The sequence below is a fragment of the Janthinobacterium silvisoli genome (genome assembly GCF_014200725.1).
Lineage (GTDB): Bacteria > Pseudomonadota > Gammaproteobacteria > Burkholderiales > Burkholderiaceae_D > Janthinobacterium.
Genome location: NZ_JACHCL010000003.1, coordinates 312,105 through 328,378 on the forward strand (window position 1 = coordinate 312,105; position 16,274 = coordinate 328,378).

General features: G+C 60.6%; 10 protein-coding genes. 6 read left to right on the forward strand and 4 right to left on the reverse strand.

Annotation, left to right across the window (positions count from 1 at the left end):
- Positions 1-7 precede the first annotated feature (7 nt).
- Positions 8-1,531, reverse strand: coding sequence for a dipeptidase (locus HDE75_RS17870; RefSeq protein ID WP_183678669.1), 1,524 nt, complete (start codon positions 1,529-1,531; stop codon positions 8-10).
- 232 nt (positions 1,532-1,763) lie between these two features.
- On the opposite strand from HDE75_RS17870, the gene HDE75_RS17875 reads away from it, so the two are divergent.
- Both HDE75_RS17875 and HDE75_RS17880 read left to right on the forward strand, forming a co-directional pair.
- Positions 1,764-2,762, forward strand: a complete 999-nt coding sequence (locus HDE75_RS17875; RefSeq protein WP_183678671.1) for an LLM class flavin-dependent oxidoreductase — start codon at positions 1,764-1,766, stop codon at positions 2,760-2,762.
- 197 nt (positions 2,763-2,959) lie between these two features.
- Positions 2,960-4,171: an MFS transporter gene (locus tag HDE75_RS17880; protein WP_183678672.1), complete on the forward strand. Its 1,212-nt coding sequence runs from the start codon at positions 2,960-2,962 to the stop codon at positions 4,169-4,171.
- Positions 4,172-4,225: 54 nt separating this feature from the next.
- Here the strand turns inward: HDE75_RS17880 and HDE75_RS17885 are convergent, their stop codons facing one another.
- Both HDE75_RS17885 and HDE75_RS17890 read right to left on the reverse strand, forming a co-directional pair.
- Positions 4,226-5,875, reverse strand: a complete 1,650-nt coding sequence (locus HDE75_RS17885; RefSeq protein WP_183678674.1) for a M28 family peptidase — start codon at positions 5,873-5,875, stop codon at positions 4,226-4,228.
- 144 nt (positions 5,876-6,019) lie between these two features.
- Positions 6,020-6,856 carry an HDOD domain-containing protein gene (locus HDE75_RS17890; RefSeq protein WP_183678676.1) on the reverse strand — a complete coding sequence of 279 codons (837 nt, stop codon included), beginning with the start codon at positions 6,854-6,856 and terminating at the stop codon, positions 6,020-6,022.
- A gap of 289 nt (positions 6,857-7,145) precedes the next feature.
- Here HDE75_RS17890 and tcuC point away from each other — a divergent pair, with 289 nt between their 5' ends.
- Positions 7,146-8,471: an MFS transporter gene (tcuC, locus tag HDE75_RS17895; protein ID WP_183678678.1), complete on the forward strand. Its 1,326-nt coding sequence runs from the start codon at positions 7,146-7,148 to the stop codon at positions 8,469-8,471.
- Between the two features lie 105 nt (positions 8,472-8,576).
- Positions 8,577-9,497: a tRNA glutamyl-Q(34) synthetase GluQRS gene (gene gluQRS / locus HDE75_RS17900; RefSeq protein WP_183678680.1), complete on the forward strand. Its 921-nt coding sequence runs from the start codon at positions 8,577-8,579 to the stop codon at positions 9,495-9,497.
- Positions 9,498-9,586: 89 nt separating this feature from the next.
- On the opposite strand, the gene HDE75_RS17905 is transcribed toward gluQRS, so the two are convergent.
- Entirely contained in the window at positions 9,587-11,863 is a 2,277-nt protein-coding gene (locus HDE75_RS17905; RefSeq protein ID WP_183678682.1) for a TonB-dependent receptor, read from the reverse strand.
- Between the two features lie 526 nt (positions 11,864-12,389).
- Here HDE75_RS17905 and HDE75_RS17910 point away from each other — a divergent pair.
- Together HDE75_RS17910 and bla are read left to right on the forward strand one after the other, a co-directional pair.
- The gene (locus HDE75_RS17910) at positions 12,390-15,389 is read left to right on the forward strand and encodes a hybrid sensor histidine kinase/response regulator (protein ID WP_183678684.1); all 3,000 of its coding nucleotides are present in this window, start codon (positions 12,390-12,392) and stop codon (positions 15,387-15,389) included.
- Entirely contained in the window at positions 15,382-16,272 is an 891-nt protein-coding gene (gene bla / locus HDE75_RS17915) for a class A beta-lactamase (protein WP_183678686.1), read from the forward strand. Before HDE75_RS17910 ends, bla begins: the two co-directional genes overlap by 8 nt.
- The last annotated feature ends 2 nt before the right edge of the window (positions 16,273-16,274 follow it).

Genomic DNA, 16,274 nt, shown 5'->3' on the forward strand with positions numbered 1-16,274 from the left:
AAGAACCCTATTTCGCCAGTTCAATCAGCACGGCCGTGTACATCTGCAAGTTCAGCAGCAGCTGTTTTTCCGTGATGAATTCATGTTCGGAGTGTCCCGTGTACACCGTATGCGGCATGGCGGGGCCGAAACTGACGGCGTTCGGGAACAGCCGCGAATTGGTGCCACCGCCGATGGCCACAGGCTGCGGATCAGCCACGCCCGTGTAATGCGAAAACACCCTCAGCAAGGTGGGGATCTGCGGCGCACTGGTTTGCAGCCATGGTTCACCTATCTGCACTTGCAGCTCGGCGGCCACATGGCGCTGCGCCTTCCAGCCATTAAACGCGTCGAGGACTTGCTGACGCAAGGCATACGCCGTCTTGCCTTGCGGGCGGCGCAGATTGATGTTCAGTTCCAGCTCGCCATTATGTTGCTTGAGCACGGTGGGCGCCACCGTCATCGGTCCCATGAAGGCGTCGCGGTAAGCGATCTGGCCGAATTTCTCGCCATAAAGTCCGGTGCCCACCAGCTGGTTCAAAAAGGAGAGCATATCGGCCGCCTGCGTGCCCGTCCATGGCTGCACGTTCAGGGCGTCGGCCAGCATGCTGATGGCATTCACACCGTTTTCCGGTTTCGACGAATGGGCCGATACTCCGAGCGCTTTCACGGTCAAACTCGTTCCCTGGCGTTCAAAAGTGTAGCGCATGCCTTGCTGCTGTTGCGCCCTTGCCCGTATCTGCGCTTCCAGCTCAGCAGTCGCGTGCTCGATGGTGGCCCTGGCGTCTTCCGGGATCTGGCTGCCGAAAAAGCCGCCCGTCAGGCTGCTCAAGACGGGCGCATCACCGCTCGGCAAGGCCGTACCTGCTGGCAGGCTCAGCTTGATCGAGCCATAACCTTTCTCGGCCGTCACCACCGGATATTCCGCGTCGATGGTGATATTGATGTCCGGCGGCGTGTGGGTCTTGAGAAATTGCTTCAACGGTTCCCAGTCCGATTCCTCGGCCATGTACACATACAATTCCACGCGCTTGCGCAGCGGCACCTTTTTATCCTGGATGGCTTTCATCGCATACAGGGCGGTGGCGATCGGCCCCTTGTCGTCTTCCGTACCGCGTCCCAGCAGCTTGCCCGGTTCGCTGGTACGGTCCAGCTCGAATGGCGAACGGGCCCATTTCGTGGGGTCCACCGGCTGTACATCGCCATGCGTGATCACACCCACGCGCTCGCTGCCAGTTCCCATGCCGATCACCACCACGTGACCGTAATCGTGGAAATCAAAACCCAGGCGCTGTGCCTCTTGCTGCAGATAACGTTTGAAATCCGTGTGCTGTGGATTGCTCTCAAACGACACGGCTGGGTCAGCCACCGTATTGAAGCTGACCATCTTCGCCAAACTTCCTATCATCGCTTCGGGATAGGTCGCCAGCGCATAGCGGGCCGTATCTTGCGCTTCAGCACTGACAGCGGCATCGGCAGCGTGGACGGGCAAGTGGAAAGCGCACTGGATCAGCAGCGGCAGCAAGGTACGCAGGGCAAGTTTTTTGAGCATCAGGGTATCGGTCAGGCAGGCAATATCGGGATGGTCACTCTAACATTGCCGTATTGAATTTCCAATCAGCATGAGTTTTTTACCGATCAGTACGCAAAAAGCCGATTCGCATTATCATAGCGTCAGCCTTGTCTTTCCTTTATGGCCGGCGCCAGGTACTACAACCCTGCGGCCATCAGGGGATAGACAAATCGTCCATTGTGATTTACCCCAATAGCCCGATATTGCTCTCATGATTCCATTTTCCATACTCGATCTGGCCCCCATCGCCGAAGGCAGCAGCGCTGCGATTTCTTTCAAGAACACGCTGGACCTGGCGCAGCATGGCGAACGCTGGGGCTTTAACCGCTACTGGCTGGCTGAACACCACGGCATGCCCGGCATCGCCAGCGCCGCCACGGCGGTGGTCATCGCCCACGTAGCGGCCGGCACCAAGACCATCCGCGTAGGCGCTGGCGGCGTGATGCTGCCGAACCACTCGCCGCTGGTGATCGCCGAACAGTTCGGCACGCTGGAAGCGCTGTATCCAGGCCGCATCGACCTGGGCCTGGGCCGCGCGCCCGGCTCCGACCAGACCACCGCGCGCGCCTTGCGCCGCGATTTGCAATCGGATGCCGACCAGTTCCCGCAAGACGTGCTGGAATTGATGGACTATATGTCCGACGAGCCACGCCAGCGCGTGCTGGCCGTGCCAGGCAAGGGCTCCAATGTGCCTGTATGGATACTCGGTTCGAGCATGTTCGGCGCGCAACTGGCTGCCCACATGGGCTTGCCTTATGCCTTTGCCTCGCATTTCGCGCCGCAGATGATGAAGATGGCCGTCGAGTACTACCGCGCCAACTTCAAGCCATCCAAACAGCTGGCCAAGCCGCACGTGATGCTGGGCTTTAACGTATTTGCCGCCGACACCGATGAAGAAGCGCACTTGCGCGCCACCTCGATGCAGCAAGCTTTTGTCAACCTGCGCACGGGCCGTCCATCGCGCTTGCAGCCACCGGTGCCCGGCTACCTGGAGCAGCTGGGACCGCAAGAACGGGCCATGCTCGATTCCGTGCTGTCGTGCACCGCCATCGGTTCGCCGTCTACGGTAAAAGCGAAGATGGCAGCGTTTATCAAGGAAACCGGCGCCGACGAACTGATGATCACCTCGCAAATTTTCGACCACCAGCACCGCTTGCGCTCCTACGAAATCACGGCGCACGTGCATGCTGAGCTGGCTGCGGAAGCGTAACAAGGAATTTATCTGTTTATCCTCCTGGTATATCCCGCTATATACCTTTGTCCCGGCCATCATTCATGATCGCCGGGATTTTTTTGTCTTGTCACGATGACCAGTATCCCCGGCAAAACCAGCCATGCCCGGCAGGAAAACCGCCCGGGCGCTATCATGCTGGTCCAAAAGCGTCATTCCAAGAAAGCCGTACCGCAATGAAATCAGCCAGTTCCAAGATCGACGCCAGCACCCTGCTGACCTCGACCCGCATCCTGTTGTTCGCCCTGTCCGCCGGCGTGCTTGTCGCCAGCCTGTATTACGTCCAGCCGTTGACGTCCATGCTGGCCGCCTCGTTCGGCGTCAGCGTCACCCACGCCGGCTACCTGGTGACCGCCACGCAAATCGGCTATGTATTGGGCATCGTCTTTTTAGTGCCGCTCAGCGACGTGCTGAACCGCCGCAAGCTGCTGACCTGGATGCTGCTGGCCAAAATCGCCGCCTTGCTGCTGGCTGCCACCAGCCAGAACATCTATATTTTCGCCATCGCCAGCGTGCTGATGGGCATCACGGCCAGCGCCCTGATGGTAGTCACGGCAATGGTGGCGTCCTATGCGCCCGACCATAGCCGTGGCCGCATGGTCGGTACCGTCATGACGGGTTTACTGTTGGGAATCTTGCTGGCGCGCACGGTATCGGGCATCGTCGCCCACATCAGCGGCGGCTGGCGCAGCGTCTACGTGCTGGCTGCCATCGTTGTGCTGGCCCTGCTGCTGATGCTGCGCCACATCCTGCCCGATGAAGCGCCAAGGGGCAAACTGCAATACGGCAAGCTGATGGCGTCCCTGGGCGACATCATCCGCCAGGAACCGCTGCTGCGCCAGCGCGCCCTGTTCGCCGGCCTGGGCCTGGGTACCTTCAGTGTGTTCTGGACCGGGCTAACCTTTTTGCTGAGCGGCGCGCCCTATCATTATTCCGAATTGCAGATCGGCATGTTCGGCCTGGCAGGCGCCACCGGTGCACTGGCCGCCAACACGGCGGGCCGCATGGCAGACCGCGGTTATGCGCGCCAGGCAACCTGGCTGCTGGCCATCGCTTCTCTGGCGGGCTGGGCCTTTATCGGCCTGGGCGCATATTCGCTGACCTTGTTGCTGATCGGTATCGTGCTGCTCGACGTGGGCGTGATGGGCTTGCAAGTGACGCACCAGTCCATCATCTACAAACTGGCGCCACAGGCGCGCGCCCGTGTCACCACCGTATTTATCGCCTCCGGCTTTATCGGCGCCTCGGCCGGCTCGGCGCTGGCCAGCGCGAGCTTTGCCGCTGGCGGCTGGATGGCCCTGTGCGCCGTCGGCGGCGCCATGCCGCTGCTGATGCTGCTGGTATGGGGCAAATACAGTTTTGATCAGCGGCGCCTGGCCCAGGCGTAAAAAGCACCGCGCAAAAAAAACCGCTCAGGTCATACAAGCTGAGCGGTTTTTTACTTATTGAGCTTGCTCGCGCACCTTGCCAAACGCATCGCCCGCCTTCCAGGCTGGCATCTTGGCGGCATTGGCCACCGCTTGCCCCAGGTTCAGGGTGAACTGGGCTTGCTGCGTCATGCCCGACAAATCCCAGCTAGCATCATATTCATCGGTCACCTGATGGTAGCGCGGGCCATAAGCGGCTGCCTTGGCTTTCGACGCTTCCACATCCTTGATGTACTCACGGCCGCCATTGATGGAAAACGCTGGCACGCCGGCCTTGGCAAAACTGAAGTGGTCGCTGCGGAAATAGCCACCCGCCAGGTCAGGGCGCGCTTGTGCGATATGCATGCCCATGGATTTTGCCACCGTGGCGGCCATGGCGCCCAGTTCCGTGCGTTCGCTGCCTTGCACGCCAATGTCGTGCGTGGCGCCCACGAAGTTCAGGCTATCGAGGTTCAGCGCGGCGGCCGTCTTGTTCAAAGGCCATAGCGGATCGGCCGCATACGCGGCGCTGCCCAGCAAGCCCTGCTCTTCGGCCGCTACCCACAGGAAAATCTGCGTGCGCCTGGCCGGCTTTTTCGCCGCTTCCTGCGCCATGGCCAGCAAGCCAGCCGTGCCGGACGCGTTATCGACGGCGCCGTTATAAATGATGTCGGCGCCCGGCTTGTCGCCTTCTTTCGGCTGCATGCCCAGGTGGTCCCAGTGGGCGCTGTAGATAACGGCCTCATCCTTCAACCTGGCATCGGTGCCCGGCACCATGCCGGCCACGTTGAATTGTTCGACCTTGCGCACGGCCGACTTCATCTCGCCGGCCAGTTTTGCATCCAGCGCGACAGCCTGGAAATCCTTACGCTCAGCCTTGGCTCGCAAGGCATCCAGATCTTGCCCGCCAGCGGCGAACAGGCGACGCGCCGCGTCTTCCGTGATCCAGCCCTGCAATGGCGTGCCCGGCGTGCGCTCGGCCAGCTGGAAGCGCTCGGTACCGCTCCAGCTGTTTTGCACCACGCTCCAGTCATACGAGGCCGATGGTTTTGTATGGATCAGCAACACGCCAGCGGCGCCCTGGCGCTTGGCTTCTTCGAATTTATAGGTCCAGCGGCCGTAATAGGTCAGCGCCTTGCCGGCGAAACGGTCCGGTTCCGCTTCGGTTGGCTGCGGATCATTGACCATCATGGCCACGATCTTGCCCTTGACGTCCGTGCCCTTGAAATCATTCCAGCCTTCTTCGGGCGCTGTGATGCCGTAGCCGACAAATACCAGCGGCGCATCGAATGTATGGGTGGCAACCGAATCACCGGTGGCCCACACCCAGTCCGGGCCGAAGGCCAGCGGCACGGGTTTGCCACCGGCAAGCGCTTGCAGGCTGCTTTCGGCAGGCAAGGATTTCACGCCGGCGATCTGCACCGACTGGCGATAGCTGTTGCCGTGCACGGGCTTCAAGCCTGCCATCTGCGCCTGCGTTTCCAGATAAGCCACCGTCAGGTCGGCGCCGCGCTGGCCCGTGCCCCGGCCTTCGAGCAAGTCATTCGACAGGAAAGCCAGGTGGGCGCGCAAGGGCCCTTCCTGGACTAGCGGCAAGTTGGACGGGGTTGCCGCGTGGGCAGGGAAAGCCATGGCCAGGCTGGCGGCAAGCGCCGTGGCGGCCAGGGAAGAAAACAGCTTCTGCATAAAGTCCTTTTGGTAAGAGGAAGTGGTTCTGTCAGCGGACGGCGGATAGCCGAGCCGATGATTGTATGTCATGGTGAAAGATGCATCAAAATGCGGACGAAAAAAATCCCCGCCAGGCGCAACGGGGATGTTGTGGGAAAAGTATCAGACCAGCAAGGCCGCCGCCAGCGATTCGATCTCTTCAGCCGATTCGTCCAAAATAGTGTGCAGGGTGCTGCCGCCGATGCCAAAATCGATCTTGGCCGCTGCCAGCCGCCGCGCGGCGCTCTCGGGCGGATGCAAGGGTGAGCTGACTGGCGCCAGGTCGTTCGCCAGCACCAGGGTTGCGCCCAGGGTGCGCGGCGGGAATGGACTGCCGCCGTGCCACATGCCTTCCACCGCTTGCAGTACCAGGTCCGGTACTTCCAGCTGGCGCAGCACGCCGCGGCCGATCAGCTTTTCGCCGTATTCGATCCAGTCTTCCGTATTATCGTCGAGCAAACCCGGATATTCCTCGGCCCGCGACAGCAGATAAAAGCCGCCCACTTCGTGCACGATAGCGGCAAACATGGCCGTTTCCACATCGACATGCGTGACTTTTTTGGCAATCACCTGGCTCAGTGCCGCCACGTGGGCCGTGTGCTCCCATAACTTGGCGGCCTTGGCGCGCAACTGCGGATCGGTGATCTGGCTGCCCAGCTGGCGCACGATGACAGACGCCACCATCGATTTCAGGGTGGCAAACCCGAGCCGCGAGACGGCTGCGCGCACATTGGCGATTTCATTGCCCGAGCGGTTGTAGGCGGCCGAATTGGCCAGCGCCACGACTCTGGCCGACAGCAGCGGCTCGGCCATCACCATGCGCGCGGCCGCCTCGATATGGCAGTCGGGATCATCGAGCGCATCCTGCAGCTTCAAGGTTGCCTTGACGTTGGCGGGGAAAGTCAGCTCGCCCTTACTTGCCTGCAACGCAATGATTTTAAATACTGCCAATCGTTCCATGAATGACTCTCCGATACGGCCTTTGATGGCTCTGCTGTGCTATGGGGATAGGATGGGAACGCAGGCCGGCTAAGGGCCCGGCTCCCATTGCTATCAATATTACAGCAAGTTGTTATTCGTGGCATTTCCCCTGGGAAACTATGAAGTGATCCCGCGCCAGCGTGGTAAACCCTCATACACAGCGAACGTAAAAAACGGTAATAATGTGGGGGCAACCGTGGCTGCAACCGGGCCACCACCAAAGCCGCCTGCAACAAGATAGGCGGTTGATAACATTACTGAGACTTAAATGACCACCCTCTCCCCTCCTGCGCAGTCGAAGTTCGGCACCGTGATACGTGTCACCAGCGGCAACTTCATGGAAATGTTCGACTTTTTCCTGTTCGGTTTTTACGCCAACTATATTTCCCAGACATTCTTTCCAGCCGGTGATGCCTATGCCTCGCTGATGCTGACCTTCATGACCTTCGGCGCCGGCTTCCTGATGCGTCCGCTGGGCGCCATCTTGCTAGGCGCCTACGTCGACCGCGTCGGCCGCCGCCAGGGCCTGATCGTCACCCTGGCACTGATGGCTACCGGCACCATGCTGATCGCCTTCGTGCCCGGTTATGCCACCATCGGCTACCTGGCACCGTTCCTGGTCTTGACCGGGCGGCTGCTGCAAGGCTTTTCGGCTGGCGTGGAACTCGGTGGCGTCTCCGTCTACCTGTCGGAAATGGCCACACCGGGCCGCAAGGGCTTTTATGTCAGCTGGCAATCAGCCAGCCAGCAAGTGGCGATCATCGTCGCGGCAGCGCTCGGTTATGGCCTGAACCAGGTACTGACCCCGCTGCAAGTCGGTGCATGGGGCTGGCGCATACCCTTCTTTGTCGGTTGCATGATCGTGCCCATCCTGTTCATCATCCGCCGCTCGCTGCAGGAAACCGAGGAATTCAAGCAGCGCAAGCACCGCCCGGAATTGAAAGCCATCTTCCAGTCCATGGTCAGCAACTGGCGTTTGGTGGTGGCCGGCATGATGCTGGTCTCGTTTACCACCGTGTCGTTTTACCTGATCACCGTCTACACGCCGACCTTCGGCAAGACCGTGCTGAAACTGAGCACCAGCGATAGCCTGATCGTCACCTTCTGCATCGGCATTTCCAACTTCATCTGGCTGCCGATCATGGGCTCCTTGTCCGACCGCATCGGCCGCAAGCCTTTGTTGCTGTGCTTCAGCCTGCTGGCCATCCTCAGCACCTATCCTGCGCTGAGCTGGCTGGTGCACGATGCCAGCTTCCAGAAAATGCTGACCGTGGAACTGTGGTTGTCCTTCGTGTACGCCAGCTATAACGGCGCGATGGTGGTGGCGTTGACGGAAGTCATGCCAGTGGACGTGCGCACGGTCGGCTTCTCGCTCGCCTACAGCCTGGCCACCGCCATCTTCGGCGGCTTTACGCCGGCGATTGCTACCGGCCTGATCGAAGCAACCGGCGACAGCGCCGCCCCAGGCTTGTGGATGACCTTTGCCGCCATCTGCGGCTTGATCGCCACCTTGATACTGTACCGCAAGGGTGGTGCAGCGCCAGCCAGCATCGGCGACACCAAGGCGGCATCGGCAGTGGCGCGCAGTGCGTAAATAGAGCGTAGCGCATTTGACACGCCGGAAAGCCTCTACGATACTGGCTCCCGGCTGTCACCCTCCATGGTACAGACTGTCTTCGCAACCGCCTTTTCAGCCTGAATGAATACTCCTGTCTCCAAACGGCCCTACATCGGCCGCTTCGCCCCCTCTCCCTCCGGCCCCTTGCACATGGGCTCACTCGTTGCCGCCATGGCCAGTTATCTGGATGCGAAAGTGCATCAGGGGACATGGTTGCTGCGTATCGAGGATCTGGACTATGACCGCAATGTCGAGGGTGCGGATATGGCAATCCTGGCCAGCTTGCAGCGCTGCAAGATGTTGTGGGATGGCGAGGCGACGTGGCAGAGCCGGCGCTTGCCGCTGTATCAGGCGGCGTTGCAGCAATTAGAAAATGATGGGCTCGTGTATGCCTGCGGCTGTTCGCGCAAGGAAATTGCCGATTCGAATTTGCGGGCGGGTTCGCCAAAAAATGGCGTCGCCGTGTATCCGGGCACCTGCCGGCATGGTCTGGCGCCAGGCAAGGAAGCGCGGGCCTTGCGGCTGCGCGTTCCGCAGGCCACCCACGCTACCTACAGTTTCATCGACCGCTGGCAAGGCCACCAGCAGCAGGATATCAGCGCCGAGGTGGGCGACTTTATCGTGCTGCGCGGCGATGGTTTCTGGGCTTATCAATTGGCGGTGGTGGTCGATGATGGCGCACAAGCGATCACGCATGTGGTACGCGGGGCCGACCTGCTCGACTCCACGCCACGCCAGCTGTATCTGCAAGAGGCGCTGGGCTTGCCCCATCCGCAATTCATGCACGTGCCGGTTGTCAATAACGCGCTCGGTGAAAAATTGTCCAAGCAGACCGGCGCGCTGGCCTTCGATACGGGCACGGACGCGGCGAGCCTGCTGTCGGTGGCACTGCTGCCGGCTGCGCGTTTTCTTGGCCTCGATGTGCGCGCAGACAATATCGACGACTTCTGGCGGCAAGCGATACCCGCCTGGGCGCAACTGCTGTCGCGCTTGCCCAAGTAAAATCAAGCCATAAAAAAACCCGCTGCGGCGCGAGCCAGCAACGGGTTGAATCAAACGCCAGCCGCAATGACTGGCGCTTGTAAGCGGGCTTAGAAATTGCCCTTGAACTGCACACCCCATTGACGAGGATCATTGACGAAGCCGGTCAGGTTGTCGAAGTCGATGGCTCCCGTCACGCGGCGGGTGTTGGTGATGTTGCGGCCGAACAATGCCACTTCATACTTGCCACCATCCCAGTTGTAACCGGTGCGCAAGCCGCCTTCCAGCAGCGGTTTGCCGGTGAACTCGGTCGACTGGTACAGGAAGAAGTTGATTTCGCTGCGGTACGACCAATCCGTGAAGACGAAGAATTCGCCGTTATCGGTCGGGATCGAGTAGCGGCCCGTGGCCGTCAGGGTCCACTTCGGCGCTTGCGGCAGCGGATTGCCATTGATGACGACGTTGCCGGCAGCGTTGATCGGGTTCAGCACCGTGCAGCTGGCGCACTTGGCGACCGCCAGGGTAGGATCCTTGATTTCCGTAAAGTTGTAGCTGCCGCCAAAGGACATCTTCAGGCTAGGCGTCACGAAACCTTCCAGTTCCAGTTCAGCACCGCGGCCATCCGTCTTGGCGGCGTTGATCAGGCGCGTCACGTTCGAATTACCGCCGACCACTGTCAGTTGCTGGTTCTTGATCTGGTAATCGTACAGGCTGAACGACAGGCGGGCGCGGCGGTCGAACAGGTCAGCCTTGATACCGGCTTCATACGAGGTGATCGTTTCTGCATCGGCAACCGTCACAGGCACGCTGGTGCTGGCAGGCGCAATACTTGGCGCACGGAAGCCCGTGGCGATACGGCCGTAGAAGTTCACGTCCTTGTTGTACTTGTAGGTACCGCTCAAGTCCCAGTTGACCTTGCCTTTGCTGACGTCGGCGCTGGTCGGATTGACTTGCACGATGTTATCTGCAGCAACCGTGGTGAAGTCTTTCTTGTCCTTGGTGTAGCGCAAGCCGGCACGCAGCATGAAGTCATCGCTGACAGCATAGTTGACGGAACCGAAGGTCGCCCACGCCGTATTCTTTTGGCGGCTGGCCAAATGATTCTTCAGTAAATGGGTGTCGGTGAAATAGTCGTCCGAATAACCGTTCGCGTCTTCGTTGAAGTAGTACAAACCTGCCTGCCAGTTCAGCGGGCCGGCATTCTTCGATTCAGCGCGGAATTCTTGCGAGTATTGCTTCACGCTCGTGATACCGCCTTGCGTTTCAACCTGGAATGGGATGAAACCGGGACCGTTCGGTGTGCCGCCATCGATGTCGCCATGCGACGCATATTGGCCAACGTGCTCGAAGCCGGTGATCGAATACAGCTTGATGCCGTCCAGATCCCAGCTCAGGCGGGCGCTGGCGCCATTGGTGCTCAGGCTCTGGAAGTTGGGCGCATTGATGCTGATCTTGGTCGGATCGAAACCATCGACGATATCGTTGGTGCCTGGCTTGATCAGGTTCGCGAAGAACAGGCGCGCGCTGCCAGCGGTTGTGCGTTGATGCACGTTGAACAGGGCGTTGAAGCCGCTGCCAGTTGGTGCGTACAGCAATTGCACGCGCTCGGCGTGTTCGTTGTAGCCGTCGAGTGCGTTTTTCTGGCCGGTGTAGGTATTGTCGACATAATCGTCGCGGTGCTGGCGCAGGGTCGAGAAACGCATCGCCCACTCTTTGCTCAGCGGCACGTTCACGGCGCCATCGAAGTTGCTGGTGTTGTGGGTCGCGGTGGAAACGTTGTAATAACCTTCGACCTTGTCCAGATTAGGCTTGACCGATTCAAACTTGACCACGCCAGCGGGAGTGTTACGGCCGAACAAGGTGCCTTGTGGGCCGCGCAAGACTTCCACGCCAGCCACGTCGAACAATGGGTAGCCTTTCAGGATCGGGTTTTCCTGCACCACGTCGTCGTAAATCAGGGAAACGGGTTGCGAAGCAAAGATGTTGAAGTCGGTATTGCCGTAGCCGCGGATGTAGAAACGCGGGAAGGTACGGCCATTCGACGATTCCACGTTCAGGCTAGGCACTTTGCCGGCCAGCATGCGGATATCCTGACCGCCGGAGACCAGCACGTCCAGCTTTTCATCACGCAGCAGGGACACGGAGACCGGCACGTCGCGGATGTTTTCCTTGCGGCGCTGTGCCGTCACGGTCACCGTTTCCAGCTGGCCAGCTGCAGGCGCGGCAGCATCGGTAGCGGCGGCAGGTGCCGCATCGCTGCTAATGGCAGCAGGCGCAGCAGCGACTTCGTCAGCGTACGCCGTACCGATAGGCAAGACTGCCGACAGTGCCAGCATGGCAGCGCTTTTGGCGCATAGCCGCTTGTGCATCTTGGACATTTTGATCATGTTGTTTCCCAGAAGTTTAAATAAAAATGACGTAACCTGTTCTGCAAACTTGTCTCCGGGATTTCTTCTGTGCGGCGCCTTGTATCGGCCTGCACCTTCGTGGTGCGGCAGCGCGAGCGGGTGTCCCCCCACTCTCGGCGTCACTGGCTCTGCCTCAGCTGCCGTGGTCACGGCAGCGGTCCTGGCCGCATCTCTGGGATGTCTGATTGACGCCAACTTTCAAGCAAGGCGCCAATGTAATTCAAGCCGCTTATACGCTGCAAGAATATTGTTATCTGAAATATTCAATCGACAATAAGAAACGGCTAACTAGTGGTTATTCAGCCACAATTTGCACAAAAAATAGGCATTTTGGTGATTTTTACGATTTTTCTTGACAGAAGCTATCAGATATTCATACAGCAAGACATGGTTTGCAGGACAGGCCTGCGGGCGTAAATGGTTGTAATATCAGCATATGTATACAGGCTCAGCCATGCCCAAATCTTGTGCGAAAATAACTGCGTTGCACCAATACCGACCTCTCATGCCCCAATCCAGCCAGCCCGACAGCGCCACCTCCTCACCTGCCTGGTATGCCTACGAGCACAGCGCCGACCCGATGTTCACCATCGATCCCCAAGGCGCTGTCGGCGCGCCCAATGCGGCCGCGCGGTCTTGCCTTTTAGGAACACATTGGCCGCAGTTGTGGACAGGTGACAACCGCGCAGCAGCGGAACAGGCCTTGCAGCGCGCCCGGGAAAGCGGCGCTGCAGAATGGTCGACGACCCTGGCTGGCGATGGCACATACTGGCAAGCGAAATTGACCCTCCTGCCAGCGCCGCAGGAGATTGGCAGCGCCAGCGTGCTGGCCATCCTGCATGACATCAGCGGCCCCATGAATGCCGCCCGCCACCTGGCGGAAAGCGAACAACGCGCACGCCTCTTGCTGGGCGCACACTGCGATATCGTCTGGAGCACGCGCACCTTTGGCCAGTTCGACGCCGACCAGCCCAGCTGGCGCGCCTACACGGGCCAGAGCGAAACTGAAATGCTGGGGCGCGGCTGGCTCAACGCCGTGCATCCCGATGACAGGGCCTTGCCCTACGTGATGCCATCGAACCTGAGCCGCGTATTTGAAGCCGAATACCGGCTGCGCCATGTGAGCGGCGCCTACCGCAACGTCGTGGTGCGCATGCTGCCCGTCTACGCTCCCGACGGCGGCATCCGCGAATGGGTAGGCTCCCATTGCGACGTGACGGAACAGCGCCAGACGGAGCAGCGCTTGCGCCTGGCCATGCAGGGCGGCCGCATGGGTACCTGGGAAATCGACCTGGGCAGCGGCAGCATGGAATGTTCCGATGCCTGCAAGGCCAACTTCGGCTTTCCGCCAGATGCCCGTATCGACTATCGCCACCTGACGGGCGCCATGCTCGACGGTGACCAGACACATTGGCGCGAAGTGGTCCATGCGGCGATCGCCAAGGCTAGCGATTTCGAAATCGAGGTGCGCGTGCGCTGGCCCGACGGCTCGCTGCACTGGGTCCATCTGCGCGGCACTTGCACCAGCGATGGGGCCGGCAACGTGATCGCCCTGTCCGGCATCTCGCTCGACCTCACCATCAGCAAACAAAATGAAGAAGCCTTGCGCCTGACCCTGGCAGCCGGCGAAGTGGCCATCTGGAACTGGGATATCGCGGCCGACCGGGTCACGGCCGACAGCAACATGGCACGCCTGTTTGCCATCGACACCACACAGCCGGCACAGCCGCTGGCGCACTATATGGAGCAGATCCACCCTGACGACCGCGCCAGGCTAGCTACACTGATCAGGCAAGCGATAAGCCAGCACCAGCCATTCGAGGCCGACTACCGCGTGCTGGGCGTTCACGGCCACTACCGCCACGTGCTGGCGCGGGGCCGGGTCGAATACGGTCAGGACGGTACGCCCTTGCAACTGCCGGGTGTGATACTCGACATTACGCGCCAGAAACAGGTAGAAGATGCACTGCGCAGCAGCGAGGAGCGCTACAGCACCTTGATCGCGCTGATGGACCAGGCGTTCTGCATCATTGAAATGCTGTACGACGACCAAGGCCATCCCGTTGATTTCCGCTATCTGGAAGGCAACGCTGCCTTTGTCAAGCAATCGGGCCTGGAAAACGCCATCGGCCGCACGATACGCGAGATGGTGCCCGATCACGACCAGCACTGGTTCACCGTGTATGACCAGGTGGTCAAGACCGGGCAAGCCGTACGGTATGAAAACGAAGCACACGCGATGGACCGCTGGTTCGATATCTTCGCGGCGCGTGTGGGCGACGCGGGCAGCCGCAAGCTGGCCGTGCTGTTCAGCGATATTTCAGAACGCAAACGTTCGGAGCGGCAATTACGCCAGCTGGCCGATAATCTGTCGGAAATGGACCGGCGCAAGACCGAATTCCTGGCCACCCTGGCGCACGAATTGCGCAACCCGCTGGCGCCCATCCGCAACGGTTTGCAAATCATGCGCCTGGCGGCCGACCAGCCCGCCACGGTAACGCGCGTGCGCGACGTGATGGAACGGCAGGTCAACCAGATGGTGCATCTGGTGAATGACTTGCTCGACGTGGCCCGTATCACGCGGGGGCAGATCGAACTCAAGCTGGAACGGGTCGAGCTGAAAACCGTGATCGCCGCCGCCGTGGAAACGGGCATGCCGCTGATCGACGCCAACCTGCACCAGTTGCAGGTCGAACTCGATGAACAGCCGCTGCCGCTCGATGCCGACCCCACGCGTTTGGCGCAAGTGCTGGGCAACCTGCTTAATAATGCCGCCAAGTACACGCCAGCCGGCGGCCAACTCACTGTCAGCGCAAAACGCGATGGTGGTGATGCCGTGATCCAGGTACGCGACAGCGGTATCGGCATCCCTGCCGACGCGCTGGACACTATCTTTGACATGTTCACGCAAGTGGGACAAAACATGGGTCGCGCCCAGGGTGGCCTGGGCATCGGACTGTCGCTGGTGCGGCGCCTGGCCGAATTGCATGGCGGCAGCGCCACGGCGGCCAGCAACGGCGCCGGCCAGGGCAGTACTTTTACCGTGCGCCTGCCGCTGGCCGTCACCTTGCCGGTATTGCCCGACAAGCAGGATGCCACGCCGGCTGCACCAGAACACCATTTCCGCGTGCTGGTGGTCGATGACAATATCGATGCAGCCGACACCCTGGCCGCCGTACTCGACATGATGGGCCATGCGACGCAAGTGGCGAACGATGGCGCGCAGGCGCTGGCGGTGGCGCCGCAATTTGCACCCGACGTGGTCTTCCTCGATATCGGCCTGCCCGGCATGAGCGGTTATGACGTGGCGCGCGCGCTGCGCCAGACGCCTGCGGGCGCGCAACTGGTGCTGGTCGCGCTGACCGGCTGGGGGGCAGAAAACGACCGTAGCTTATCGAGTGCGGCCGGCTTCGATCATCATTTGACCAAACCGGCCAACCTGCAGGCGATCGCCGAATTGCTGGCCACCCTATCCTTATCTCATCATCGAGACCAACATGACTGATACCCTGTCCAACGCGCAACGCCGCCATTATCTGCTGGCCGCCGGCGCCGCCCTCTTCTTCCCATCCGGTCTATTGCTGGCCAGCACCACGCCCGCTTCCGCACACGCACAACTGGCGGCGCTGGAACAGCAAGCGGGCGGACGCCTCGGTGTTTCCGCCTGGCGCACGGATGGCGGCGCGCGCATCGTCCATCGGGCCGATGAGCGCTTTCCCATATGCAGCACCTTCAAGGCCATGCTGGCCGCCGCCGTGCTGGCCCGCAGCGTCAGCGAGCAAGGCTTGCTGGAAAAAACCATACGCTATACGGCGCAGGAACTGGTCACGTATTCGCCGCTGACGGAAAAACACCTGGCGGACGGCATGACGGTGGCCGCACTGTGCGCCGCCGCCTTGCAATACAGCGACAACAGCGCTGCCAATTTCCTGATGAAACTACTGGGTGGCCCGCAAGCCGTCACGGCCTTTGCACGCAGCATCGGCAACCAGACATTCCAGCTGGAACGCTGGGAAACGGAATTGAATAGCGCGATTCCCGGCGAAACGCGCGACACGGCCAGCCCCGCGTCGATGGCGCACAGCTTGCAGCAATTATTATTGGGGAACAGCTTGCCTGCGCCGCAGCGCCAGCAACTGGAAACATGGATGCGCGGCAACACGACCGGCGACCAGCGCATCCGTGCCGGCCTGCCTGCCGGCTGGAGCGTGGCCGATAAAACGGGCTCGGGCGCCTACGGCACCGTCAACGATATCGGCGTGGCCTGGTCAGCCAGCGGATCACCGCTGGTGATCGCCGTGTACTACACGCGCGAACAAAAAGATGCGCCAAGCAACCAGGACATCATCACGGCAGCCACGCGCATCGTGGTGAACGCGTTGAGGTAAAA

Coding starts and splice junctions, on each gene's coding strand:
- HDE75_RS17880 (WP_183678672.1), top strand. CDS start 2,960: ATGAAATCAGCCAGTTCCAAGATCGACGCCAGCACCCTGCTGACCTCG.
- tcuC (WP_183678678.1), top strand. CDS start 7,146: ATGACCACCCTCTCCCCTCCTGCGCAGTCGAAGTTCGGCACCGTGATA.
- gluQRS (WP_183678680.1), top strand. CDS start 8,577: ATGAATACTCCTGTCTCCAAACGGCCCTACATCGGCCGCTTCGCCCCC.
- HDE75_RS17875 (WP_183678671.1), top strand. CDS start 1,764: ATGATTCCATTTTCCATACTCGATCTGGCCCCCATCGCCGAAGGCAGC.
- HDE75_RS17910 (WP_183678684.1), top strand. CDS start 12,390: ATGCCCCAATCCAGCCAGCCCGACAGCGCCACCTCCTCACCTGCCTGG.
- HDE75_RS17870 (WP_183678669.1), bottom strand. CDS start 1,531: ATGCTCAAAAAACTTGCCCTGCGTACCTTGCTGCCGCTGCTGATCCAG.
- HDE75_RS17905 (WP_183678682.1), bottom strand. CDS start 11,863: ATGATCAAAATGTCCAAGATGCACAAGCGGCTATGCGCCAAAAGCGCT.
- HDE75_RS17890 (WP_183678676.1), bottom strand. CDS start 6,856: ATGGAACGATTGGCAGTATTTAAAATCATTGCGTTGCAGGCAAGTAAG.
- bla (WP_183678686.1), top strand. CDS start 15,382: ATGACTGATACCCTGTCCAACGCGCAACGCCGCCATTATCTGCTGGCC.
- HDE75_RS17885 (WP_183678674.1), bottom strand. CDS start 5,875: ATGCAGAAGCTGTTTTCTTCCCTGGCCGCCACGGCGCTTGCCGCCAGC.